Origin of the sequence: Acidaminobacter sp. JC074, from assembly GCF_022496765.1 — a bacterium.
GTDB lineage: Bacteria > Bacillota > Clostridia > Peptostreptococcales > Acidaminobacteraceae > JABXKX01.
Genome location: NZ_VANV01000007.1, coordinates 86,602 through 111,898 on the forward strand (window position 1 = coordinate 86,602; position 25,297 = coordinate 111,898).

24 protein-coding genes and 1 riboswitch are annotated in these 25,297 nt (G+C 36.3%); of the genes, 9 read left to right on the forward strand and 15 right to left on the reverse strand.

The features are described 5' to 3' along the window. Window positions 1–51: 51 nt before the first annotated feature. Entirely contained in the window at window positions 52–957 is a 906-nt protein-coding gene (locus EZV73_RS08835; protein WP_240839925.1) for an AraC family transcriptional regulator, read from the forward strand. A 171-nt stretch (window positions 958–1,128) separates the two neighbouring features. Here EZV73_RS08835 and EZV73_RS08840 read toward each other — a convergent pair whose 3' ends face one another. From EZV73_RS08840 to EZV73_RS08855, 4 genes are all read right to left on the reverse strand, one after another. Then, the gene (locus EZV73_RS08840; protein WP_240839926.1) at window positions 1,129–1,770 is read right to left on the reverse strand and encodes a thioredoxin family protein; all 642 of its coding nucleotides are present in this window, start codon (window positions 1,768–1,770) and stop codon (window positions 1,129–1,131) included. A 14-nt stretch (window positions 1,771–1,784) separates the two neighbouring features. Beyond that, window positions 1,785–2,723 carry an NAD(P)/FAD-dependent oxidoreductase gene (locus EZV73_RS08845; RefSeq protein WP_240839927.1) on the reverse strand — a complete coding sequence of 313 codons (939 nt, stop codon included), beginning with the start codon at window positions 2,721–2,723 and terminating at the stop codon, window positions 1,785–1,787. Window positions 2,724–2,731: 8 nt separating this feature from the next. Continuing rightward, on the reverse strand, window positions 2,732–3,364 hold the full coding sequence (locus EZV73_RS08850; RefSeq protein ID WP_240839929.1) for a hypothetical protein: 633 nt from the start codon (window positions 3,362–3,364) through the stop codon (window positions 2,732–2,734). A gap of 81 nt (window positions 3,365–3,445) precedes the next feature. Further along, complete coding sequence (locus EZV73_RS08855) at window positions 3,446–4,342, reverse strand: lipopolysaccharide assembly protein LapB (RefSeq protein WP_240839930.1); 897 nt, start codon at window positions 4,340–4,342, stop codon at window positions 3,446–3,448. Between the two features lie 177 nt (window positions 4,343–4,519). On the opposite strand from EZV73_RS08855, the gene EZV73_RS08860 reads away from it, so the two are divergent. Together EZV73_RS08860 and EZV73_RS08865 are read left to right on the forward strand one after the other, a co-directional pair. Further along, complete coding sequence (locus tag EZV73_RS08860; protein WP_240839932.1) at window positions 4,520–5,212, forward strand: cytochrome c biogenesis CcdA family protein; 693 nt, start codon at window positions 4,520–4,522, stop codon at window positions 5,210–5,212. Between the two features lie 9 nt (window positions 5,213–5,221). After that, window positions 5,222–5,851: a TlpA disulfide reductase family protein gene (locus tag EZV73_RS08865; RefSeq protein WP_240839934.1), complete on the forward strand. Its 630-nt coding sequence runs from the start codon at window positions 5,222–5,224 to the stop codon at window positions 5,849–5,851. Window positions 5,852–6,070: 219 nt separating this feature from the next. Continuing rightward, a riboswitch (cobalamin riboswitch) is annotated at window positions 6,071–6,249 on the reverse strand. 35 nt (window positions 6,250–6,284) lie between these two features. On the opposite strand, the gene EZV73_RS08870 is transcribed toward EZV73_RS08865, so the two are convergent. From EZV73_RS08870 to EZV73_RS08885, 4 genes are all read right to left on the reverse strand, one after another. Next, the gene (locus tag EZV73_RS08870; protein ID WP_240839936.1) at window positions 6,285–9,305 is read right to left on the reverse strand and encodes an ATP-binding protein; all 3,021 of its coding nucleotides are present in this window, start codon (window positions 9,303–9,305) and stop codon (window positions 6,285–6,287) included. Then, window positions 9,298–10,524, reverse strand: coding sequence for a PAS domain-containing protein (locus EZV73_RS08875; protein WP_240839938.1), 1,227 nt, complete (start codon window positions 10,522–10,524; stop codon window positions 9,298–9,300). Before EZV73_RS08875 ends, EZV73_RS08870 begins: the two co-directional genes overlap by 8 nt. A 73-nt stretch (window positions 10,525–10,597) precedes the next feature. Beyond that, on the reverse strand, window positions 10,598–11,401 hold the full coding sequence (proC, locus tag EZV73_RS08880; RefSeq protein WP_240839939.1) for a pyrroline-5-carboxylate reductase: 804 nt from the start codon (window positions 11,399–11,401) through the stop codon (window positions 10,598–10,600). A gap of 70 nt (window positions 11,402–11,471) precedes the next feature. Beyond that, window positions 11,472–11,717, reverse strand: coding sequence for a hypothetical protein (locus EZV73_RS08885; RefSeq protein WP_240839940.1), 246 nt, complete (start codon window positions 11,715–11,717; stop codon window positions 11,472–11,474). A gap of 139 nt (window positions 11,718–11,856) precedes the next feature. Between EZV73_RS08885 and EZV73_RS08890 the strand changes: the two genes are divergently transcribed. The 5 genes from EZV73_RS08890 to EZV73_RS08910 are packed head-to-tail and all read left to right on the forward strand — an operon-like array spanning window position 11,857 to window position 15,695. Beyond that, complete coding sequence (locus EZV73_RS08890) at window positions 11,857–12,795, forward strand: RnfABCDGE type electron transport complex subunit D (protein ID WP_240839941.1); 939 nt, start codon at window positions 11,857–11,859, stop codon at window positions 12,793–12,795. Next, entirely contained in the window at window positions 12,788–13,399 is a 612-nt protein-coding gene (locus EZV73_RS08895; protein ID WP_240839942.1) for an FMN-binding protein, read from the forward strand. The genes EZV73_RS08890 and EZV73_RS08895 overlap by 8 nt, the downstream gene beginning before the upstream one ends. Beyond that, complete coding sequence (locus EZV73_RS08900; protein ID WP_240839943.1) at window positions 13,386–13,994, forward strand: NADH:ubiquinone reductase (Na(+)-transporting) subunit D; 609 nt, start codon at window positions 13,386–13,388, stop codon at window positions 13,992–13,994. Before EZV73_RS08895 ends, EZV73_RS08900 begins: the two co-directional genes overlap by 14 nt. Further along, window positions 13,994–14,584 carry an NADH:ubiquinone reductase (Na(+)-transporting) subunit E gene (locus tag EZV73_RS08905; RefSeq protein WP_240839944.1) on the forward strand — a complete coding sequence of 197 codons (591 nt, stop codon included), beginning with the start codon at window positions 13,994–13,996 and terminating at the stop codon, window positions 14,582–14,584. Before EZV73_RS08900 ends, EZV73_RS08905 begins: the two co-directional genes overlap by 1 nt. 10 nt (window positions 14,585–14,594) lie before the next feature. Continuing rightward, complete coding sequence (locus EZV73_RS08910) at window positions 14,595–15,695, forward strand: NADH:ubiquinone reductase (Na(+)-transporting) subunit F (protein WP_240839945.1); 1,101 nt, start codon at window positions 14,595–14,597, stop codon at window positions 15,693–15,695. Window positions 15,696–15,762: 67 nt separating this feature from the next. Here EZV73_RS08910 and EZV73_RS08915 read toward each other — a convergent pair whose 3' ends face one another. Genes EZV73_RS08915 through EZV73_RS08925 form a run of 3 tightly spaced genes read right to left on the reverse strand, consistent with a single transcriptional unit; the run spans window position 15,763 to window position 19,616 of the window. After that, window positions 15,763–17,145 carry a rhamnulokinase family protein gene (locus EZV73_RS08915; protein WP_240839946.1) on the reverse strand — a complete coding sequence of 461 codons (1,383 nt, stop codon included), beginning with the start codon at window positions 17,143–17,145 and terminating at the stop codon, window positions 15,763–15,765. A gap of 8 nt (window positions 17,146–17,153) precedes the next feature. Beyond that, on the reverse strand, window positions 17,154–17,804 hold the full coding sequence (locus EZV73_RS08920; RefSeq protein WP_240839947.1) for an L-fuculose-phosphate aldolase: 651 nt from the start codon (window positions 17,802–17,804) through the stop codon (window positions 17,154–17,156). 24 nt (window positions 17,805–17,828) lie between these two features. Continuing rightward, window positions 17,829–19,616 (reverse strand): L-fucose isomerase, encoded by a 1,788-nt coding sequence (locus EZV73_RS08925; protein ID WP_240839948.1) that lies wholly within the window; start codon window positions 19,614–19,616, stop codon window positions 17,829–17,831. Window positions 19,617–19,772: 156 nt separating this feature from the next. On the opposite strand from EZV73_RS08925, the gene EZV73_RS08930 reads away from it, so the two are divergent. Then, complete coding sequence (locus EZV73_RS08930) at window positions 19,773–20,597, forward strand: AraC family transcriptional regulator (RefSeq protein ID WP_240839949.1); 825 nt, start codon at window positions 19,773–19,775, stop codon at window positions 20,595–20,597. 52 nt (window positions 20,598–20,649) lie between these two features. Here EZV73_RS08930 and EZV73_RS08935 read toward each other — a convergent pair whose 3' ends face one another. The 4 genes from EZV73_RS08935 to EZV73_RS08950 all read right to left on the reverse strand — a co-directional run bounded on the left by EZV73_RS08935 (window position 20,650) and on the right by EZV73_RS08950 (window position 25,295). Beyond that, on the reverse strand, window positions 20,650–21,771 hold the full coding sequence (locus EZV73_RS08935; RefSeq protein WP_240839950.1) for a hypothetical protein: 1,122 nt from the start codon (window positions 21,769–21,771) through the stop codon (window positions 20,650–20,652). Between the two features lie 179 nt (window positions 21,772–21,950). Then, the gene (locus EZV73_RS08940; RefSeq protein ID WP_240839951.1) at window positions 21,951–22,880 is read right to left on the reverse strand and encodes an endo alpha-1,4 polygalactosaminidase; all 930 of its coding nucleotides are present in this window, start codon (window positions 22,878–22,880) and stop codon (window positions 21,951–21,953) included. Between the two features lie 83 nt (window positions 22,881–22,963). Next, window positions 22,964–24,712 carry a diguanylate cyclase gene (locus tag EZV73_RS08945; RefSeq protein WP_240839952.1) on the reverse strand — a complete coding sequence of 583 codons (1,749 nt, stop codon included), beginning with the start codon at window positions 24,710–24,712 and terminating at the stop codon, window positions 22,964–22,966. Window positions 24,713–24,785: 73 nt separating this feature from the next. Continuing rightward, window positions 24,786–25,295 (reverse strand): dihydrofolate reductase, encoded by a 510-nt coding sequence (locus EZV73_RS08950; protein ID WP_240839953.1) that lies wholly within the window; start codon window positions 25,293–25,295, stop codon window positions 24,786–24,788. Between the last annotated feature and the right edge of the window lie 2 nt (window positions 25,296–25,297).

The following is a 25,297-nucleotide window of genomic DNA, read 5'->3' on the forward strand; positions in this document are numbered from 1 at the left end:
TTCCAATTTTTACTATGATATAATTTAATTAGAACAAGGAAGGAGTAGACTATGGATGACATCATTAAAATAGATTCAATCACCGACTTACATGAATACAGTGGCTACGATAAGCCAACTCACCCTTTAGTTACAATTATTGACGTTACAAAAATAAAACCCTTGCAAGAAATCAAAGATGCAAGAGTTAGACTTGGATTCTACTGTATATCCATGAAATCTGATGTAGAAGAAGGTATGAAGTACGGTAGGCAATTCTATGATTTTAAAGAAGGTAGCCTTATTTTTATAGAACCTAATCAAGTCGCTACATTTGATATAGCACCACCAAATGAAGATGCTACAGGTTGGATGTTATGTATTCATCCTGAGTTTATTAGAGGGAGTGAACTTGCAAAGAAAATAGATAAGTATCATTTCTTTTCTTATACTGCCAACGAAGCACTTCATTTGTCTGATCAAGAAAAAATGACACTCAACAATATAATAGAAACCATTCAAAATGAAGTAAGTCAGAATATCGATGTATATACAAGAAAGTTGATTCTGAATAGCATCGAACTTTTACTTAACTTTAGCGAACGTTTCTATAACAGGCAGTTCTTAACAAGAACAACAACTAACAATGATACGATTTCAGAGTTTGAAGCGGTCATAAAAGATAGGTTTAATACGGATAGATTAGAAAATGAGGGCATTCCCACTGTTAAAGAACTAGCAACAACCTTAGGATACTCGCCGTATTATTTAAGTGATTTACTAAAAAAAGAAACTGGTAAGAGTACGCAAGATTACATCCATGAATACCTACTTCAAAGAGCTAAAGACTTACTCATTTCTACCAACGATCCAGTTAGCCAAATAGGTTATCAATTAGGATTTGAATATCCTGCTCATTTCTCAAAATTCTTTAAGAAAAAAACAGGCGTAACACCAAGTAATTACCGTGTAAATTAAAAAAATCAGGTAGCCTCTTGTCGAGATTACCTGATTCTTGATTATCTAAATAACTTAAAGAATTTGATTCACATATTTTGTGTTTGATTATTTAAAGTGTCACTTTCCTACTTATAATGATTATAGACTGTTATACCAATAAATGAATCAATTTCACTTTCTATTATTAGTCTATGCTTTCATTACTGCATCAACAAATTGGTCAAATGGTTGGTTACCGATAAGCTCTTCTGTCTCATTGAATACAATTTTAGGAACCCCCTGTACATTGTACTGGCTAGCCAATTCTGGGAATGTAGAACACTCAATCATTTCAGCTTCGATGTTTTCATTTTCATAAGCCAGCTTATGTGCCTTAGAAACTGCACCTGAACAATGTGGACAAGCCAGAGTAACAAACACTTTGATTTTAACTGGTTTATCAAGTGTATTTAGCTGGTCTACAACTTCCTGAGGAAGTGTTTCACCAGATCCAGATACCTCCATTAAACCCGAAATAAAAGAATTGATTTCATGTCCAGCTGGAATACCTGAAAATACCATACCGAAATCATTTCGCTCTTCATCCAAAAGCACAATGCCTGGTGCCTTATCCACCTTATATAGTTTTGCCTTTTCAGTATCTTTTTTTACATCATATAACTCTAAACCAATTTTATCAGATAAACTCTCCATTTCCTTCATAAACTCAGTTGTTTCTTTACATGTATCACAGTCAGCTTCATCTGTAAATAATACCATATTTACTGGCTTGTTTAATCCTTCAAAAATATCTGTTAATTGTTTTTTTACGTCTTCATTAAATAAACTCATGGTTTACCTCCTATCTATAATGTATTGATATAGTCATTCACGGATAAAGCAGCTTTTGCACCTTCACTGGCTGCAACAACTATTTGCTTGTAACGTACATTTGTGACGTCTCCTGCTGCGTATATCCCTTCAATATTAGTTTGGTTCAACTCACCTATTAGGACTTCGCCTCTTTCATTGAGTGTGATATCATCTAAGAACTGAGAGTTTGGTACATAACCTATTTCTACTAAAACACCATCCGTTTTTATTTCACCTATCTCACCTTCTAAGAGAATTTTCTCAACTTGGTTCGTCCCTACAATCTCCTTGATTCTTGTTCCTAAATGAACTTTGATGTTTTCTATCTTTTCTAGTCTGTCCATTAAAATTTTATCAGCTCTGAACTGAGAACGGTGGACCAAATAGACTTTGTTAGCAATCTTAGATAAATCTATGGCCGCTTCTACAGCCGAATTGCCACCGCCTACTACAGTGACTGTTTTATCCTTAAAGAGTGGTCCATCACATATACCGCAATAAGTAACACCTTTGCCATAAAGCTCTTTTTCACCTGGAATCTCAAGCTGTCTTGACTTTGATCCAGTAGCCACAATAAGTGATTTTGCCTGATAAGTCATATAGTTATCACATATTAGACTGATCTTATCTGACTTTTCAACTTTTTTTACCTTTACATGATCCAACATGTCGATGCCCAGTGACTTAGCATGCTTTTCAAATGATTCTGCCAAATCCTGACCTGAGATAAACTCAAATCCTATATAGTTTTCTACACTTGATGTGTCGCCGACTTGACCGCCTGTCTTATCTCCGATGACACCTACTTTTAAGCCTTTTCTAGCAGCATATATACTGGCTGAAAGACCAGCTGGACCTGTACCAATAATCAATACATCATAAAGTTTTTCACTATCCAGCACATTCTTATGAGTCGAAATGTTCAGTAACATAACCCCTCCTACCTTGTTAGAATTTTGGATATCGCCGATTCCGATAACCCTCCAAATAATTCTCCTAGTTCCTTAAGACTCAGGATGGATTTTTTCCTAAAGTCTTTGATCAATTCATTTCGATACTTTTTCTTTTTTAACATGTCTTCAAAAGTAAGACCTTGAGATTTTAAGATTTCATCTAGTTTTTCTTTTGCCTTGGCTTTGCAGTCTAGACAATCTCTTATAGGCTCATCATTTAATAAATAAGTATCTAGTAATGAATCATCTGCATATAAACAAAGTGGTAAGTTCACTATGGTTTCATTGATTTTATCAGCTTCTAAAATCATGCTCTTATAGCGTTCTTTAAAAAGCTGTTCACATCCCTCATTCTTACATTTGTACTTCATTGAAAAGCTGATATTGATGGATTTCATAATTCTTGAAATATCACTGCCATTATCATAAAGTACCAGTTCATATCCATTTTCATTTAGCGCCATGCCATAAAGTTTAAAATCGTATTTTTCCTTCACCGATTGAAGGGTTTCAATAAAAATTAGTCGATTTTCCTTATTGTTAAAGATTTTAACTCTCGGGCACTTTTGCTCTATGTAGTAAGTTGAGTACAGTGCTTTTTCTCTTGCTTCTCTTGCCATATGACCACCTCTTTGACTAAATCATATCACCGGATTTTATTCTTGTCAAGTTCCGTCCCTGTTGAAATATATTAAAAGAGTCTAAAGAAACTCTTCATAATCGAATAGTGCTTTAAACTCCTCATCTTTTAATGCATAGGAACGTAGGCTAGGACTCAGTTCTATGGCTTGTATTAAGTTTTCCTTTGCCAGTTCATAATGACCAAGAAGCGTCAGCATAATGGCCCTGTTGTAATAAAGTACACTGACACCGTCATTGTATTTAACGGCTCTTGAGAGCACATGTAGAGCCTGCTGGAATCTCCCTGCTTCCTTATGGATAACTGCTAAGTTTAAAAATGAATAGGGATGCTTCAAATTGGCTTCTATGGCATCTTCATAAGCCAGTATGGCCTTGTCTATCATAGAAAGCTTCTTATAAACAACACCTAGATTAAAGAGTATCATATAATGTCCCGGCACCAAATCATCCGCACTCTTTAATTTTTCTAGGGCCTCTTCATTTCGATCTCTCATTTCTAAGAAAGATCCAAAATTCACATGCCCCCATACATTGTATGGATTAACTTCTATGGCCTTAATGTAATAAGTTTCTGCAGTATCGTAGTCTTCTTTTCTATCATAGATATCTGCAAGGTACAAATAAGCATGGTAGTATTCCTTGTCATGAACCAAGGCTTCTTTGTAATTCATTTCAGCTTGATCGTCATCGCCGATATCATCATAGATGATGGCCTTTCCATAGTGAGCGCCAGCCTGTGTTGCATCTAGCTTGATGATTTCATCGTAGTAGGCAAGCGCTTGATCTGTAAAATTATTTTCAGCACACATCAGTGCAAATTCATATAATACATCTATATTGGTCGGGTCTGCTTGATAAGCCCTTCTAAAAAATTTCTTAGCTTTTAACAGATTCCCCTCTTCAAGATAAGAGTTGCCAATAACAAGATAATTTTTAGCTAACATTTTATCACTCATAAGAATCTCCTTCACTCTCATTATAGACCTTTTTTTAAAAGTTTCAAATCATTGACTATAGATGATTTGGTTATAAGTAAAATGGATATAAAATAAGCAAGTATTATCTTAACTTTCAATAAAATGATTGTTTAATCTAGACTTTATGGGTATAGTTAGATATAAGGAGGTGAGTTTATGGGCATGCAAGAGGTTTCATTACCCCTAGCATTTATTACAGGCGTACTGTCCTTCTTTTCACCCTGTATTTTGCCACTTATACCTGTTTATATCATGTATTTAACAGGTACAACTGCAGAATCAGAAATCAGTGAAAGAAGAATGTTGGCACTAAGGAGAACCTTTGGTTTTATATTAGGCTTTACAGTCATATTTATGATTATGGGTCTGTCAGCCAGTGCTTTAGGACAGTTATTTAATCAACACCGCATGTTGATGTTAAGAATAGCTGGTGTTACAATGATAATCTTCGGTTTAAATATGATGGGACTCTTTAAACTTTCATTTATAAAGATACCGAAATTCATTAACTCACCAAAGAATGTTACTAGCTTTTTCAGTGCTTTTGTTATGGGCCTAGCTTTTGCTGCAGGATGGACACCATGTTTTGGACCAGTCCTAGCATCCATTATCTTATATGCTGGCGCCACATCAACCATGGCTGAAGGTGTTGTTTTACTCTTGGTTTATTCACTGGGTATGGCAATTCCATTTATCCTAACAGCACTATTTATCAATGCTTTTAACAGATTATTAGATAAGGCAGAAAGATTTATTAAGTATGTACCAAAAATTTCAGGCGCTATATTAATTATCTTTGGTCTACTTATTGTCACCAATAAACTGGTGCAGATAACCAACCTATTTTAGGAGGTAAAAATGAAAAAGATACTGATACTATTAGGTATAACGGTATTGTCATTTTCATTGATTGCCTGCGGTACAAACACATCTGAAACAGATGTAGAACAAGAGACTCAAGAAGCAGCAGTAGAAACAGAAGAAACAGCAGATGTGACAAAAGACACTGTTATTGTTGAAGGTTCTGAGACATCTACTGTCCTGCCAGAAGAAGAACTTGCAGTTGGTAAAGTTATTCCTAATTATGAATTAACAACACTTGAAGGTGATACAATTTCTCTTCATGATTACCAAGGCAAGATTCTTATTCTAAACTTCTGGGCAACTTGGTGACCGTATTGTAATCAAGAAATGCCAGACCTCGAGAAAATCAACCAAATGGATGATGTACAAGTACTTGCAATTGACGTTAGAGAACCTAAAAGCGTCGTTCAAGACTATCAAGACGAACATAATTATGATCTAACTATGGTCCTTGATGAAAATGGAGATTTAGCCAACACATTTTATGTGGCATCTTTTCCTACAACATACTTTGTTGACGAAGAAGGCATTCTACTTGGTAGTGTACCAGGTATGTTAACGTACGAGGTTCTAGAAGAACTACTAGTAAAAATCAGAAACGATGAAGTCAACGCAAGTGAATAAAAGGAATTAAAACCCGAAGATTTCTCTTCGGGTTTTAATCTTGACGTATCTTTATGAAGGGATCTTGCATGTCATTTCTGTAAACAGAATTGAAGGATGACATACCTATAAAAGGGAATAGGTTAGCAAGATTCTCCGAAGGTCGATCTCATGCAAAATAAAAGACGCCTAAGGGCGTCAAATCATTCTGTGAACAATTCGAAACTTCCCTCCGAAGTTTGATTAGAGTATACAGTAGGCAGGTTTCCTGACTTATGGCCACTTACTTTCTCACCTTCCCGTTTTCACAGTGGTATTTGAGATTTCATTCCATTTACAGTAGCGGGGGCTGCAGAGGATTCACACCTCTTTCCCTTTTAACTCATCTTTCGATCAGCACCTAAAGTACTATTAAGTTCTCTATAAACATCATACTAGATAAGCTGGCAAAAATCTAGTCTAGTAGAGAAGAATTATTCTGAAAATCTATCACCAGTTCTCCAAAGGATTGATGGAGCATTTCATTAAGATAAAGCACTTCTCTTGTAATGCCTGATTCGCGTACCCTGTCATTCATAGACTTAGAAACATCCATCATGGCTTCTGCGCCAATGTTTGCAAGCATACCCTTGATTTGATGAGAGACAGACTCTAAAGTGTCTACGTCTTCTTCTCTAATGGCAGCATCAATGGAATCCAAATGGGCTGGCATTTTATCAATTACCATCTCAACAATTTCTTTCATGCCTTCTTTGTCGTCTCCAAAGATATCAAGCAAACGGTTATAATTAAATATGTTTCCTCCGATAAACTGCTCTGTATAAGTGACTTTTTCAGCGACGTTTTCAAAGTTCACCCATTTTCTTATCATACTTACGAAACCTTCTTGAGTAAGGGGTTTAACAAGATAATCATTCATACCAGCCTCTATACACCTATCTAAATCACTCTTTAAGGCGTTGGCCGTCATGGCAACAATCGGTGTTTCAATAAACTCTTTTTCCCTTATATGCCTGGTCGCTTCAAAGCCGTCCATTTCTGGCATCTGACAATCCATCAATATCATGTCGTATGACTTATACTTGAGTATCTCTATAGCCTCAATACCATTGGCGACAGCATCAGCATGTACATCCTCTTTCTTAAGCATGGCAAGGGCTACATTTTGATTGATGGTATTGTCATCCACAACCAAAACATGAAGTTTTGAAAAATCCTTTTCTACATCGCCTGCTTCAGCATTCATCTGCTTATCAATCAAGAACTCCTTATAAAGATCAGATAGAATGATTGGTTTAGAAATAAAGTGGTCAAACAAGTATTTCTGGTGTTTTTTGATATTAGAATCATTCAACCTATGGAGTCTCGTAATAGAGAAAGTATTGTCCACATCAGACCTTATGGTATTTAGAAGTGACTCGTAGCCAATTTTTTCATCTCCATCAAGTACAACCTGAATAGATTTATCGGTCTTAAGGTTGGCTTCAAAGAGCTTCAAAATCATATCCGATTCATTAGATACGATGATATGCTCCACATCATACTTTGAACATAAACGTTCAAACATGGTTCGCATGTTTCTATTTGGTTCAAGGATGACAACCAAGGTATCGTCCAAGTTAGTCTTTATAACTTCTTGTTCAACGTTACCAAGCTTAATCTCAAACCAGAAAGTTGAACCAAGGCCTATCTCTGATGTCACACCAATTTTTCCGCCCATCACCTCTGTCAACTGTTTAGAAATAGCCAGTCCAAGGCCAGTACCACCATAGTTTCTTGTAGTGGAAGTCTCCACCTGTGAAAAGGAATCAAAGATGGCATCTTGTTTTTCAAGTGGAATACCTATACCGGTATCTTTCACTTCAAAGCGGACAATAGAATCATAATGACCGATATGTACGACCGCCATAGAAATGACAATATCCCCCTTTTGGGTAAACTTGATGGCATTGTTCATCAAGTTGTTAAGAATTTGTGCAATCCTACTTGGGTCTCCAATATATAACCTTTCATGTGACTCAGCTGGCATATTGATGAGGTTTAAGCCCTTCTTATCTGCTTCGTAAGAAAAAGACAATAGAACATCATCTATAAGTGCTTCTACATTAAACTCAATCTCTTCTAACTCAAGCTTACCCGCTTCAATTTTAGAGAAATCAAGTATGTCATTTACCAAGGCCAATAGGTTCTTGGCACTAACATCCACAACATCTGCATATTGCTTTTGCTCTTCATTTAAAACTGTTTCTAATAATAATGAGTTCATACCAATAATCCCATTCATTGGGGTCCTGATTTCATGACTCATATTGGCAAGGAATTCTGACTTGGCTGTATTGGCTTCTTCAGCTTGCTTGGCAAGTTCCTTGGCACGTCTCATCTCTTTTTCTAAGGAACGGTTTAACACATCTGCTTCAACCCTTGATGCTTCCACATCTTCCATGATACTGAGTAAAATATCTTGATTAGACTTAAGCTCTTCAGCATGGGCTTGGTCGAGCATCTTCTGGTTCATAAGGGCCTTTTCAACTTCTTTTCTTGGTGTGATATCTCTGATAACCGCCTGGGTGTATCTTAGGTCATCCAAATAGAGCGTGTTCATTTTAACTTCACAAGAAACAAGTGAGTCCTTTTGAATATACTGCCATTCAAAGGTGGCTTTTCCCACCTCCAATACAGTTCTTAAATACTGACTCATCTTATATTCAGATTGATCTCCATCTTCTTGAGTATGTGGTGATAGTTCATTGATATCCTTACCAATAAGGTCCTCTTTGGATGCATAGCCAAATAAGTCCAAGGCAGATTCATTACAGTCTAGAACTTTGTATCTCTTAAGAATTAAGATGGAATCTGAGTTGGTATCAAAGAAACTTTTAAACTTGTTTTCAGATTGTCTCAGTTTCAGGGTTATCTCGTCTTTCTTCTTGACATTGATTCTTACCATGGTACCTGAATACCAACAGAATATAAGGAGAATGGCCATGGTAAATAAGAGTATATGGTTATCACTATAATAAGAAATATGACCACCTAAAACATCGCCAAGTACGGCAAAGATAACAGGTAAAAATCCTAACTTGTTTAAAAGATTCGAATCGATTGTGAACATCTGCATACAGAAAATAATGATGGCCAAAATAGTGCCAACAGGTATATCAATCACAACCAAGTTAAATACAAAACAAAGCATGGTGTTGAAGATGACCCTAACAAGTTCATTGGTGTAAAGATTTGTACTTAAGGCATATTTTGCCCTGATGCCAAGTATGGAGTTGACAATAGAAAAGACCAAAAACATACCGATCCCGATAGGTACAGACCTCATCTTATTGAGGGTAATGAACATCATAACAACAACAGCAAGTGGCAGTAGTCTGCCAATTGTAGATATGTAAGAAAAGGTATCAACTTCTTGACTGGCTCTTCTCGTATGATAATCCATGTAAATCTTTTTAGCTGTTTTGTTATTCATCCACGCCTCTATCTTTATCTAGCTTTATAACACTCTTATACTTGGGTTCTTTCCCCGCTTCTATCAAGAGTGCATTCACTTCTTTTTTCATTTCTATGATTCTTTTTTCTCTGTTAAAGGTCAAATTATTGAGCTGCTTAGTATGAGCCAGAGACTTTTTCAGTTTTTCTTCATGTTCCTTTGCCTCACTGATGTCTACAAAGTTTTCTAAAAGATACTGTTTGTTGTTGAGTCTTACTTTAACAGAACTACGTAAAACAGGCACCGACACTTCCTGTAAAGATAAGAGATAGGAATCTCTTGAATTATAAGCCTCATTATAGTCTTCTTCTTCAGCTAAGAATCTTGAAAAAGGTTTACCGATAATCTCTTCTTTACGCCCTCCAAGCATAGCACAAGCCGCAGGATTTACATCCACCACCTGGTCTTTTCTAGGATCTACAATGATGATGCCAGATTGTAAGGACTCGACAATCTTTTCAGTCTGGAGTTTTTCAGATTCTAAGGCCTTAGATTTGTTAAAGGATTCATTTTCTAAATGAATCAACTCTTCTCTTATAATGGCAAAGTTCTCAACAATGGGATACAAAGGATGTTCAGCATCAATATTTAGCTTACCAAAATCAAACATATCGTTGTCTTCCCATAAAAATTCTCCGCAAGAAATTGCGATTTCTTCAATATCATGAGACGAAATCTTATGGTATTTCTTCTTTTTTATAAATTTTTTATAAGGGGAATAATTCTTTAAAATAGACACAGCTCTTAGAACAGCACTCTTATAGTCCGCTTCTGTACCAACATCCACATTGTATTGACTGTACTGTCTTTTACCAGACTTAAGGATCAGGTCCATACCTCGATTGGCATTATAGGCAATAAAACCAATATGCTTTTCCTTGTTCTCAATAAAATAATCCTTTTGTATTCTGATATTTACTTTTGTAGGCAATATGCCTGTTAAGTCCTCATAGTTTCTCATTTCTACATAAGGAAATTCTATGCTTTGGTCTTCTAAAAACTTATCTAAAAAATGCTGGTATCTTTCTGCATCAAAGTCTACAATCCTACCATAAGTATGAACATCCACTATATGGTTGCCAATTTTTCTAAAAGACACCAAATAATTATCTGATATTTTTAGGTTCTTCCAACGTGGGCTTTCTATTATATCTAACTGTGTCACAGGACAGATTTTTTTATCTATAATTATGTTCATAACAACTCCTTCTCAGCAGTTGATAGATACCCATTTTCAACCAAATATAACAAAAAAGAAGCCGAAGCTTCTCTTATAATTTTTGCTTAAGTCGATCAGCTTTTTTAGTAGCCTCTCTAATGGTTTTCATAAGCGTTCCTCTGAAATTGTTATTTTCTAAAGTATAGACACCGTCTATTGTTGAACCACCAGGTGAACACACCATGTCCTTGAGAGCCCCTGGATGGAGTTCCGATTCTAAGACCATGGTTGCAGCCCCTCTTACTGACTGGGCAGCAAGCTTGTATGCCTTACGTCTTGGAAGACCCATCATAACACCACCATCAGCCATAGCTTCAATCATCATAAAGACGTAAGCTGGTGATGTACCACTTACAGCAGTAATGATCTCCATATACTTTTCTTCAACAAGCTCTACTTTACCAAATGACTTAAAGAGTGCAACAATCTCATCTACCTCTTCAAAGTTAACCAATTGGTTCATACAAAGTGCTGACATACCTTCATTCACCATAACCGGTGTATTCAGCATAACTCTTACAATTTTCTTATCACCGATGATCGATTCAATTTCAGATATCTCTACTGACGAGACTACCGATACTACAATGGTATTGTCTGAAATATGGTCTTTTATCTGCTCAAGCACACTTGCAAGACCTAAAGGCTTTACAGATATAATCAGTACATCTGCAAATTCTGTTACCTTGATATTGTCCCTTGTGATCCCTATATGATATTTATCTAAAGCGGCTCTAATTTTCTTTTCATTACGGCTACTTGCCAATATTTCATCTGGATTTACAGTCTTGCTATTTAATAAACCAGAAACCATGGCTTCACCAATGTTACCATAACCTATAATTCCTACTTTCATGTCTGCCTCCTAATGAGAATAAACTATCACAATCACTGGTAACATGCAAGAAAAAACCACCCTAAGGTGATTAAAATTCCATTCTTCTAGCGACAACGCCTTCAATTTCATTCAGTTCTTTCTCAAGTAAGTCATACTCACCCTTGTCATCAGGGGCAAATTCTAAAATAATCAAGCCGCTTGGACTACAGAAATTCCCTGTTTCATGTAAGCCTAATCTTGTTTTGATAATACAACCATGTTTGGTTAATAAACCTTGTACTTCCATTGCTAATTCTTCTCTGTTTTGGATTTCAATCCCCATAATTGTTCTCATAATCTTCTCCTTTTTTCTTAGTTCACTATATTTATACACTTTTCCTTATAATATAATCAATTATTTGAAATATTTTATTAAAATTGGGTATGAGTGAAATAATGAGTTAAGAAATCACATTAAAGGGGGTAGTTATTTCTTGAAAATTCAATTTATGAAACAGAATATGATGCGAAAAGTCATTTATGCACTCGTACCACTCATCCTAGCAGGCATTTATTTTTATGGCTGGAGAACATTGTTACTTTTACTAATCGTTACACTCACAGCATGTGTAGTCGAATGGATATTTGTAAGGAAATCAACTAAAAAGATTACCGAGGCAGTTATCGTTACATCGATTTTGTACACATTGACATTACCACCAGGTATTCCATACCACATAGCCATGATAGGCATCATATTCGGTGTACTATTTGGGAAAATGGTCTTTGGTGGATTTGGTAAAAATCCATTCAATCCAGCACTTGTTGGACGTGCCTTTATTTACGTCAACTTTCCAAATGCCATGACCATGGAGTGGATGCAACCAACTTCAGGTGCATTTGGTTCCTTGACGAAATACACCATCGATACCATCAGTCAGTCCACGCCATTATTAGAGTTCAGGGCAACAGGCAATATGCTCAGTTACATACAAGTCTTATTTGGTAATGTGGCAGGTTCTATCGGTGAAACGAGCGCCATTCTTATTATCATTGGTGGTCTTTATCTACTCATTACCAAAACAGCTTCTAAAGAAACCGTTATTGGCCTTTTAGGCTCATTTATCATCACATCAGGTACCCTATTCTTAATGGGTGTCTCAGAGATACCAAATCCTTTATACGGTATGCTTGCTGGTGGTCTTTTATTTGGTACATTTTTTATGGCAACAGATCCTATTTCATCACCTAAGACAAAGGAAGGTAAATACATCTATGGTGCCATCATCGGACTGGTCACAGTGATTATCAGAGGTTTTGCCCTATTTGCAGGTGGTATGATGTTTGCCATCTTAATAGGTAATACATTTGCTCCACTTATCGACGAGTTGGTGAAAATGTTTAAAGGTAGAGAAAGGAGACAAAATGGCTAAGAAAAAACAAGTCTTATATCCTGTTGTTTTTATGGTCGTCTTAACAGTTTTCTTCACTTTCCTATTATCATTTATCAACCTGGCGACTTCAGAAACCATAGAAGAACAACAAGCACTTGTCATTCAAAGATCTGTTTTATATGTATTTAATCTAGATGGTAATGGTTCTGATGAAGACGTTCAAAAGATGTTTACTGACACAATCGACATAGAAGTTAAGGACAACAGAAACATTTATATTTATAAAGACAAGAATCAAGTAAAAGGTTATGCCTTTGATTTCTCCGGTAAGGGTTTATGGGGAACCATCACAGGCCATATCGCTATCACACCTGATCATAAGGAAATTCTCGGCATCAACTTTGTCTCGCATTCAGAAACACCTGGCTTAGGTGGTCGTATAGATGAAGAAGAGTTTAAAAGTCAATTTAGAAATCTTGTAATGGCAGACCCAACCATCGTCTTAAATAAAGATACAGGTGGTAACTTAGATGCCATTTCAGGTGCCACTCTAACATCACTTGCTGTAAGAGATATGGTTAATTTAAATATTCCTGAGATATTAGAATTTGCTAGAGAGGAGGGTTTCTATGAAGGAAATTAAAGCGATTTTTTCAAATGGCGTCTGGAAAGACAATCCTATCTACAGACAGATTCTTGGTATATGCTCTGCACTGGCAGTAACAAATCTTATGATGAACTCCCTTGTAATGGGGATTGGTCTTATGTTTGTTACAGGTCTTTCAAGCTTAACAGTTTCACTTTTAAGACATCATACACCAAAGCACATTAGAATGATGGTACAAACCCTGATCATCTCAGCATTTGTTATTATCTTAGACATCTTCTTAAAGGCCTACTTGCCAGAAATGTCTAAAGCACTTGGTCCCTATGTTGGTCTGATTATTACCAACTGTATCATCATGGGTAGATGTGAAGCTTACGCCCAGCATAACCCACCGATTCTTTCATTCATAGACGGTGTGACCATGGGTTTAGGTTACACACTTGTTTTACTTTTTATCGCATTCTTCAGAGAGTTATTAGGTTTTGGTTCTCTATTCGGTATCCAAGTGCTTGGCGAATCATTTACGCCATGGACACTTATGATCATGCCACCAGGCGCATTCTTCATGTTGGGTATTGTTATTTGGATTGCCAAGAATGTGTTCCCGAGTCCAGAAGAGGAGGCTAAATAATGGTAGATATTAATCCTTTAGTTATATTCATAGCATCAATCTTTACCAACAATATGATTTTATCTAATTTCCTTGGTATGTGCTCATTCATTGCTGTGTCCAAAGAAATAGAAACATCATTTTCTCTTGGACAGGCCGTAACTTTTGTACTGACTTGTACATCACTGCTCAACTATTTGATTTACAATTATATACTAGAACCATTTGGTCTTGAGTACTTAAGATACATCATCTTTATCATTGTCATTGCAGCCTTTGTTCAATTGGTTGAAATGATCATTGAAAGATACTTTGAACATTTGTATTATTCATTGGGTATCTTCCTTCCTCTTATCACTGTTAACTGTGCCATCCTTGGTGTATCTTTATTTATGGTTATCAGAGATTATGACTTAATCCAGTCTGTACTTTTCGGTGCAGGATCAGGTATTGGTTGGACCCTTGCAATAGTTGCACTTGCTGGTATTAGAAAAAAACTTAGAACAGCAAAACTGCCTAATGGCCTAGAAGGTCCTGGTATCACCCTAATTATCACGGGTATCATGGCACTTGCATTTTTAGGTTTCTCAGGCATCGTACAAATTCAATAAGGAGGCAATGATGTATGTAATTATTAGAACCATTTTAATCATCAGTGCCATGACAGGCTTATTGGCATTTCTACTCTCTATAGCCAATCGAACCATTGCTAACTATGGCGAAAAGAAAATGATGATCAACCAAGAAAAAGAATATACCGTTGATGGGGGTGATACCCTCTTAACAGCCCTTATAGACAACGAAATCTTTATACCATCTGCATGTGGTGGTAAAGGATCCTGTGGTTACTGTAAGGTACATGTCGATGCTGGTGGTGGTAGATTTTTACCAACAGAAGCAGGTTATGTATCTGAAGCTGAACAAGCAGACGGCGTCAGACTTTCTTGCCAGTTAAAGGTTAAAGAAGACATTCAGATTCATATCCCAGAAGAACTCTTTAATGTCAAGCAGTACGATTACGACATAGAGTTTATAAAAGATGTCACACCAAAGATCAAACATCTACGTGTACATCTACCGGACGATAATGAAATCAACTTCAAACCAGGTCAATACATTCAAATATTGACACCTAAATACAAGGGGAATCGTGAGGAAGTCTACAGAGCCTACTCTATTGCTTCTGCACCAAATGATAAGAAATCTCTAGAGCTTTTTATAGGTTACGTACCAAACGGTGTTTGTACAACCTATATTCATCAACTACTTAAAGAAGATGATAAACTGACCATCGTTGGTCCTTACGGTGACTTTTTCTACCAAGATGGCGACAGAGAAATGGTATGTATTGCCATCGGTACAGGTATGGCACCTATCATGTCTATCTTAAAGCATATGAGAGATAATAATATTGATAGAAAGGTGACCTTCTACTTTGGTGCAAGAACCAGAGACGACCTCTATATGATGGACGAGTTAGAAGAGCTTCAAAAGGCCCTTCCAAACTTTAACTTGATCACATGTCTATCAAGACCAACGGAAGCCTGTAACTGGGATGGTGAAAAAGGTCGTGTAACAGATCTGATTAATAAATTCTTAGATAACGGTCCTGAATGCGAAGCCTACTTATGTGGCTCACCACTCATGATCGATGCTGTCATTCCCCTGTTAAAGGAAAAAGGCATGCCAGAAGAGTTGATCTTCTATGATAAATTTGAATAAAATTAAGGATTGAGCCATGCTCAATCCTTTTATTTTATATCCTAATGCCATTACATGATAATGCCTACTAGACTTCTTTAACCTTTCTAATAGCACTTAAATCATCTAAAAGGCCCAAGGCGTATACTTGCATAAGAGAGTTGCCCATAACAGATGCCTCAACTGGCCCCATGGTTACTTTTTTACCTGATTTCTCTGAAATAAGATTTGACAGGTATTGGTTTCTTGAACCTCCACCTAAAATATTCAGAGTATCTATCTCAATACCTAAATCTTCTAATTCCTCAACAGTATCTACAATGACAGCCACCATTCCCTTAAAGATAGCCTGTACCATTGTTCCAAAGGCCACCCGCTCTAAATCGTAAACTTCTTTCAAATATTGGTCGACTTCTCCATACATATCTAAAGGGTTATTAAATCTTTTGTCTTGGATATCTACAAGAAATGTTTCTTCCCTGTGTTTTAAAGCTAAATCTGTAATCTGATCAAAAGATAAAGCAGGATGATTCACTTCATAAGCTTCTTTGACACGATTAAGTACCCATAAACCTGTTATATTTTTTAGAAACCTAGTTGTATCAAAAACACCTGCTTCGTTTGTAAAGCCAAGTTTAAAAGCTTTTTCGGATTTTATAGGACGCTTAAGTTCGCTACCTACGATGGTCCATGTTCCAAGAATGATAAAAGCACTTTTCTCAGTTCCTGGTCTTGCTGCCACTGCACAGGCAGTGTCATGACCTGGCACTGCAACAAGCTTAATATCATTATTCAAACCACATGCACGAGCTATATCCCTATCTAACCCCCCTAAAATACGACCCGGTTCAATCAGGTCTGGAAAGGCCTTTTTATCTAATCCTAATTTTTCTAACACCTCATTGTTATAGATTTTTTTCTCCACATCCACTAACTGGGAGGTAGAGGCAATTGTAAACTCATTTTTTATTTCACCTGAGAATACATAACCTAAAAGACTGGGGAGAAATAAGATATGATTTGCATTGATTATTGACATATCCCTGTCCTTATATGATTTAAAAAGCCTATAGAGTGTGTTAAAATAGGCAGGCTGAATGCCAGTCTTCTCAAACATCTCTAGCTTAGAAATGACCTGATGCACTTCGGTCATGACTTCTAGGGTTGATTCATCTCTGTAAGAAAAGGGATCTGTGAGAATTTCCCCCTTTTTATTCAAAACACCATAATCAACGCCCCATGTATCAAATCCAATGGAAGAGATTTTAATGTCTCTTTTACCAATAGACACTAAACCTTTTTTAATCTCATCAATCAAATAATCGAGCTTCCAGTAATAATGACCTTCTGACTGATAGGGACTGTTAGAGAACCTGTGAACTTCTTCCATGGAAAGGCAATTATCCTCATAGGACATCAACATAACCCTGCCACTTGATGCACCTAGATCTACTGCTATATTATAATGCATAAGGACTCCTATTTCTGTACACCATATGTGACAAACTTCTTTACATTTCTAATCATCTCTTCATCATCAATGATATTTATTTTCTCACCCATGGATTTTGCCCTAACATAAATCTCACTACAAAACTCCAGTTGCTCGGCAACATTCATGGCCTTTTTTAAGTCAGTAGAGCATGCATTCATACCGTGGTTGGCCAAAAGTACAGCGTTTCTACCTTCCATGGCTTCTAGGGCATTTATGGCTAATGCTTCAGATCCATAAGTCGCATACTTTGCGCACTTGACATCCTTGCCGCCACCTATAGCAACAAGGTAATCCACAGCTGGCAAAGGCTGATTTAAAGCTGAAATAGTAGCAGCAAAAATACTGTGAGTATGCACCATAGCATTAAGCTCTTGTCTATTTCTATAAACAATTGCATGCATTTCATGTTCACTAGACGGATATCTATTACCATCAATGATTTTACCCTCAAGGTCCATAATCACCACATCTTCTTTTTTCATTTCAAAATATGGGATACCGGTTGGTGATATGGCCATTAGGCCTTTATCCCTGTTATATATACTTAAGTTGCCGCCAGAACCTGTTGTAAGTCCTTTTTCAAGCAGTTGCTTGCCGTAATAAACAATTTCTTGTCTTTCTTTTTCCATTAACATAAGTTTCCACCTTTTCTAATTAATCTACTTCTTGTAGAGAGGGCCATAAGTTTGACATGCCCTAAAATCTGCACCTTCTGTATCTTGGCTACCATACGATGACCATGCCTTAGGTCTAAAGATTCTTTCTTCTTCTACGTTATGCATAGATACCGGAATACGCAGCATAGAAGCCAATGTGATCAACTGGTCGCCAATATGTCCAAAAGATATGGCACCATGGTTAGCTCCCCACGTATTCATGACAGAATAAACATCTTTAAAGGCGCCTTTACCTGTAAGTTTAGGTGCAAACCAAGTAGTAGGCCAAGCTGGATCTGTTCTTAAATCCAAGGTCTCATGAACGTCATCTGGAAGTTCCACTGTATAACCTTCTGCTATTTGAAGCACCGGCCCAAGTCCCTTTATGATGTTGATTCTAGACATGGTGATCTTCATATCCGATCTAGTCGTAAACTTGGTTGAGAAACCACCACCTCTAAAGTATTCTTTATTGGCTGGACAAAATCTTGTATGATCCAAACAATTTTTAACATCATCATTTGTCATATCCCAATATTTTTTCATAGTCGGATACCCCTTGTCATCACTCGATTGGCCTGTACCATCTAGTGTAGTGGAACCACTATTAATCAAATGTATAATACCACCTGCAGCTCTTCCTGTTAGTTCATAACCTGTTACTCTTTTTACCGATTCCTTGCTCCAGTAAGTTCTAACATCTGAAAAGATTTGTGCCCTACCTGTTAATAAATGACCAAATAACATAGGTACAGCATTTAAAGAATCATTCTCCGTTGCTACTACAAATGATTCTCTAATCCCATTCCAATCAAAAGATGAATTTAAAATCGTCTCTGGAAAATCTCCATTTGGTCTATAGTCCGTCCAGTGTCTTTGCCCCTGAAAACCAGACGCTATGGCATTGTGTCCTTCTGCCTCTTCACCAAAACCGAGTCCTCTTAGTTTTTCATTACCAATCATTAAATCTCTAAATATAAGGGTCATTTTTACTAAGAAAGCCCAGTCTTCATCTTTCTTTTCTCTTGTTGGCTGGTTTTCCAACTTATTATAGTCATGACCTTCTTGACAGTTTTCTTTAACCCATTTAAGACCGTGTACAAACTCTTCTTGGTCATAAATACCTTCTTCAATACGCCTAGATATCTCGCTCATATCAACAAACTCATTTCTCATACCTAGATAATCACCAAAAAAGTTTGTATCAACAATAGAACCGGCAATCCCCATTGAAACAGAACCTATTGACAAATACGCTCTGTCCTTCATAGTCGCAATAGCAATACCTGCTTTTACGAATAATAGTATTTTTTCTTTAACATCTTCAGGAATGGTTTCATCACCCATATCTTGAACATCTCTTCCGTAAATAGAAAAGACAGGTAGTCCTAATTGATCATGTCCCGCTGCTGCAGCAGCTAAATAAACAGCCCCAGGACGTTCTGTGCCGTTAAAGCCCCATATGGCCTTTGGTCTAAAGCCATGCATATCCATGGTTTCTGTGCCATAACACCAGCAAGGTGTAACTGTTAAGGTTAATCCTACCCCTTCACGAGAAAATTTTTCTTCACATCTTGCCGCTTCAGCAATACCGCCAATACACGAATCAGCTATAACACATGTCACCTTTTCTCCACTAGCATGTCTTAATGCACCTTCAATAAAATGAGCAACATTTACTGCCATCTTCATTGTCTGCTCTTCAAGACTTTCTCTTACACCTCTTCGTCTACCATCAATAGTAGGTCGAATACCTACCTTAGGTAATGAACCTTGTAATCTAAAACTCATTTTGCCTCCTTGTATTCAGGAATATACTGTCCTTTTTTTCTATTATATGAATACACAGGTTGAATTTAAATGCAAAAAACATCTGATAATATGTACTTTTTTTCCATACTTCTTATTCTTATTAAGCTTTCATGGTAAAATGATAGTGGAGGTCATATGGGTGTAGAATTTTTTGATCGATTTAATGCTTTCTGTAATACTTTTAAAATAAGGTATTATGAACAAGGTTACTATAAGGGCGATGATTGGGAGTTTGAAAACATCATTGCACCTTACAACAGACTTTATATAATATTGGATGGGCAAGGGGTCATTCACTTAGAAGATAAGACAATAACTCTGGACAAAGGGTATGCTTATTTGATACCTGCTGGTCTTAACTTCTCCTGTCACACCCCCGTCTATATGGAAAAACTCTACTGCCACTTTTTAACTGAGAATGATGTTGTCTCCGATCTTTTTGTGGTTCATCCCTTCATCAGGAGACTTGATTTGCGTCACGCCATAAACGATTTTAAAGGTTTTCATCAGGTCTTAGAAAATGACGATATCAGGAACTTTTATAGACTTAAGCTCAAATACGATAGCATTATCCATGACTTCATTGACTTATATGAATCCTATGGTCATGCTGATAAGAGCTTAGATTTAACGCCAATCATCCAAGACCTTTTAGTGCTTATAGAACAAAACCTGAGTGCCAGTCTCAGGGTAGGTTGGTTGGCTAAAAAAGTAAATATGACATCTTCAACGTTATCTAAATACTATTTCAAACATATGAATCGAAAAATAAAACACGATATCACAGACAGGCTTTTGCAGAAAGGAAAAATACTCTTACTGTCCACTGAAAAGAGTATTCAAGAAATCGCTTATATCCTTGGCTATGGTGATGCACTCTACTTTTCAAAAGTCTTCAAAAAACATGAAGCTATGACTCCAACAGAATACAGACATCAAAATCAAATTTATTACAGATAAAAAAGCACCAATATTCTACACTAAGTAGTTTACTGGTGCTTTTTAAATAAGTTTAGTCAATCTGAACTTGCTTGGTAACTAAAAAGCCATCCTCTTTGGTCCCATCTGCAATTGTATAATACGTCATGATCGTTTGATCTTTAAGGTTAGCTACAATCAGATAGACATTATTTTCTTCAATAATCATGGGATAGTTATGAGCTGGAATGATCATGTCTAAGTCTTTTGCATCCTTAAAATCCTCATAAGCATCTAACAGCTTATAGTAGTCAAATGACTTGATCATTTCTGATCCCGTGTTTTCATTGTTCCCATAATACTCTGCCTCGTATAACTTACCCCCTATTTCTAACTCTTCAATGTACAGAGGTTGATCTAATAGACCTTTTAGAAGTTCTCCAGACAAATCTACTGTGACTAATCTATCACCATAGATTTCCGAAAGCTGCATGGCCATACTGTTTACCGTATAGCTTTCTTTTGTAAAACTTTCTTTTTTTACATGGGATAAGCCATAAATCCCCATAACACTTTCATTACCTAAAGCATTGAATTCTCGTATAAAATTTTCAACTAACATCTCTTCTCTATAAAGATCATCACCTGTATTTTGAAACTCTTTTACTTGTGCTATAGCTAGCTCATTAAGTCTATATGCCTCAGAGTCAACCATCTTATTATCTTCAAGATACTTTCTGTAGTCTATACCAGGATAATAACTCTTATAACCATTTACATCCGTCCCATGAAAAACTGTTTCCGGACATTCTGTTTTGATGCTTTTATAAAAGTCAAGTACGGCTTCTAAATCACCATTGGTCCCCATTACGTCATGTAAAATATCATCTGTTTCTTCTGTCATCCAGATGTTTAAAAGCTGAGCCTTAAAATATGGAGACTCTATAAATAAGTGCCTCATGCCATCCTCTTTATAGTGTTTCTTCCACATCTCGAGTTCCTTATTTAAGATTTTCTCATAGCCATGGTATTCACCATACAGATAAATCACACCCGATTCATTTATTAGCTTATCTTCTGCAATGACTTCATCGACTGACTCATTGCCACTTTCCTCCTGCTTAGGTGTTTCATCAGTACTTGTCTCTACATTAGAAGAGCAAGCTACCATTGTCATCATCAAGATCAGAATAACTATCATTCCAAGTTTTTTCATTAGTCCCCCCATCATCTTATCTGTTTACCATAATTCTCTGTTACATTAAACTAAGAGTACATCAAAGATAACTTCTTAACGGTGAATGTGCATGAAAATGTAAGATATAGGAATTAAAAGACACAAAAAAAGTTTCAATATCATAAAGCCTTAGAATGTATCTATCCTAAGGCTTTATATCAATTTTCTTCAAAATGTTCATAAGCATCAATTAAATCAAGATAAACACCATCAAAGCCAGCTTCCATGATCTTATCTAGATAGTCAACTAATAGGGCTTGGTAGCTTTTCTGCCAGTACTTAACCTTATAGTTACCTTTCCAATCAGGATTTTTATCTAATAACCAGTCTGGCGAAGACTCATACCATTCTTGCTGCCAGTAGTAGCGATAGTCTTCTGCTTCTCCTATAGACATATAGGAGATAATAAGTCTTGAACCGCCATCCGCTTTAAGCTTTAGTGACATGATATCTTCTTTTGTCAGTTGTCTCTCATGAAAATAAGCGTCTATAATAATCAAATCGTAGTTGGTGGATTTTATAGCTTCTAGAAAAGCTTCTTTAGAATCATATCGTTCAGGATTGATTAAATATAAGAAGTTTTGAACATCAAGAACAGAACCTATATCACGACTGCTTTCATGGTTTATCTTATCAGGTATTTGGTTTAGTTTTCTTGATGTAGCTACAGCAGTATAGCCCAGGTCCTTATTTTTCTTATAAGAATCATCCATCTTATCTGTATCGCTGCAATAATCTACAACCAATATCTTCTTGTCATAATCTCTTGCTAGATTCAAATAGTCTATCATATTTTCGGTGTCCGCTTGAGGTGTTTTTATATTGTCACCTGTATAGCCATAAAACAAATCTTCTCTACCAATGCCGTCAATGGCATTTAGATAGTCCGTGGATACTTTATCCCCTTGTCTTAAAAGGTCCTGTCCATTTTGGGGCAGAATAATAAAATCAGTCTCACTTCTTTTAGCATGTTCGCTTAAATCAATCACAAGCTCTCTCATGTCTTGTCTATAATCTCTATTTTCATCTATACAAGAAAATAAGCAAATGATAAGTAGAATCATTACTATGCTATATCGTATCTTCATAAAAATCACCTTCCCTATTCAGTTTATCTGAAGGAAGGATAAATGAAAACCATAGACGTAAAAATTCCCCTATATAGGGGAACTTATATAGCCTCCAAATGCTTGTCAGCTTCTTTAACAACTTGATCATCGTTTTTATACCTTGATACATTTAAGATACTGGTCTTAATGGTTAATACATTGCCTATCATGCCAGAAAAACCTATTTCTATGTTATCAATCATCCTTTGATGTTTATCATCTACTTGCTTCATATTGACGTTTCTAAGGACTACCATGAAACCGTGTTTACCGACTCGACCAATATAATCGCTATTTCTAATCGATCTGCTTAAACAAGTGGCTATGGTTTTAAAGTGTCTTCTTTCTGTTAAAAGCCTATCTTCCTTTAAAACATTGAGTTTAAAGTAAATTACCCACATGGTATCATCAATGGCCTTTACATCCATCAAGGTCTTGTTGAGCTTATACCTCATGCTTTGTTCAGTAAATAAGCCAGTTAGTTCATCTCTTGCAGAGTCACCATGAATGGAATCCACATAAATGGTCGTTTGATTACGGCCATTACTCTTTGATTCGTACAAGGCCCTATCAGCTTTTGTAATACCAGATTCTAAAGTATCTCTATCTAAATCCAAACTATAGATACCTAAACTGATGGTAATGTGAATCGGTACATGATCTTCATCAAACATGGTTTTATCAATCATGCTACGAATGGTTTCAAACTCCTTGTAAACTTCATGAATTGGATGTGGAATCACTAAGATATATTCTTCTCCACCATACCTTCCAAATACACATTTCTCACATATTCTTTCATCTACTAGCTTGGCTAAGTCTCTAATAACCACATCACCAGCATCATGACCATAGGTATCGTTAACTCTCTTAAAGTGGTCAATGTCAAACATAACAAGTGATAAAGGTGATTTGTTCTTTTTACTCAAGTCAAACAAAGCATTGCCTTCAGTAAAGAAGTTTCTTCTGTTGTTAATACCTGTTAAGTAGTCTTTATGGGCCAAGTAAGTAATTTTCTCTAGATATTCCACTTGATTGGTTGTATCCCTTACAATACCAAAACAGCCTTCAAAGTCATCTTCTTCATAGATTCCAACCAAGACAACTTCTGTATGCTTGACATCACCATTTACATCAAAAGTAATTTGGTAAGTGACAGACCTATTTTCAACCATTTTCTTGAGAACTTCTTCAAGTGGTTCTTCTATAGAAAGTATCTCAAAGATTTCTGCAGCGCATTCAGCCTTTTTACCATAAATTTCAGTAAACCTTCTTGAGATGTCTTCAAGTTTAAAGTGCTCAATCATCTCTTGAATAATTTGATCATTCACCTTGTCCTTATGAATCTTATCTGGCAAGGACATGAAGAAATACCCCTCATTAGAATGGTCAAAGAAGGCCTTGATGCGTCTTTCTCTGTCTGTAAGGGCCTTTCTTGCCTGTACAAGCTCTGTGATGTTATAACCCATACAAATAAAATACTCAGGCTCATCCTCATTCATAACAGGCTTAACAATAAAATCAATTTCGTATTCCAGTCCTTTTCTATCTTTGTATGAGGCATTAAATCTAGATGATGTACCAAAATAAGAATCGCTCAGTGCAAACATAAGCTTGTTCTGTACATCCGGATCGTGTTTAAGCCATGGCAGGTCCCAAAGTGGTTCACCTTTGATATCATCCAAAGAAAGACCTGCAAATTCAAGCATGGATTTATTGGCCGATATTAGTGTGTTGTCTTTTGAGATAACTACAACCATCATATTTAGTTCATCTATAATTGTGTTTAAGTAATTTGGGGCTATTTTCATATGGGTCTCCTTCTATATTCATATACCCAATACTCATGTAAACATGCAAAAAAAGAAATGCTTAATGCATTTCTTAAACAGACTTTCTCTTATAAATTGCAAACATATGTTGATGCATATGTTCAATATTTTCTCTTTCAGCATGTGTCCACTCTAACTCCCATTCCTGTCCAATAATCGGGAAGTAAACATCAGCTTCAAAATCTTCAAATATATGTGTGATATATAACTTGTCTGCAATTGGAAGGAACTGCTCATAAATAGAAGCGCCACCAATGATAAAGATCTTCTTATCACCATTATCATTTAACTTATCTGCTATTTCTAAACTCTCTTCAATAGACTTGGCAATATGTGCACCATCATGAGAAAAACCATTGTTTCTAGTAATGATGATATTGTCCCTGTTCTTTAATGGACCATTTGGTAGTGATAGAAATGTTTTTCTACCCATGATAACAATATGATCTTTGGTTGTCTTCTTAAAATACTGTAAGTCCGGTTTTATATGACATAGCAAATCATTTGATAAGCCAATTTCATAATGCTTACCAATTGCAACAATGATGTTTATATTTTTCATAA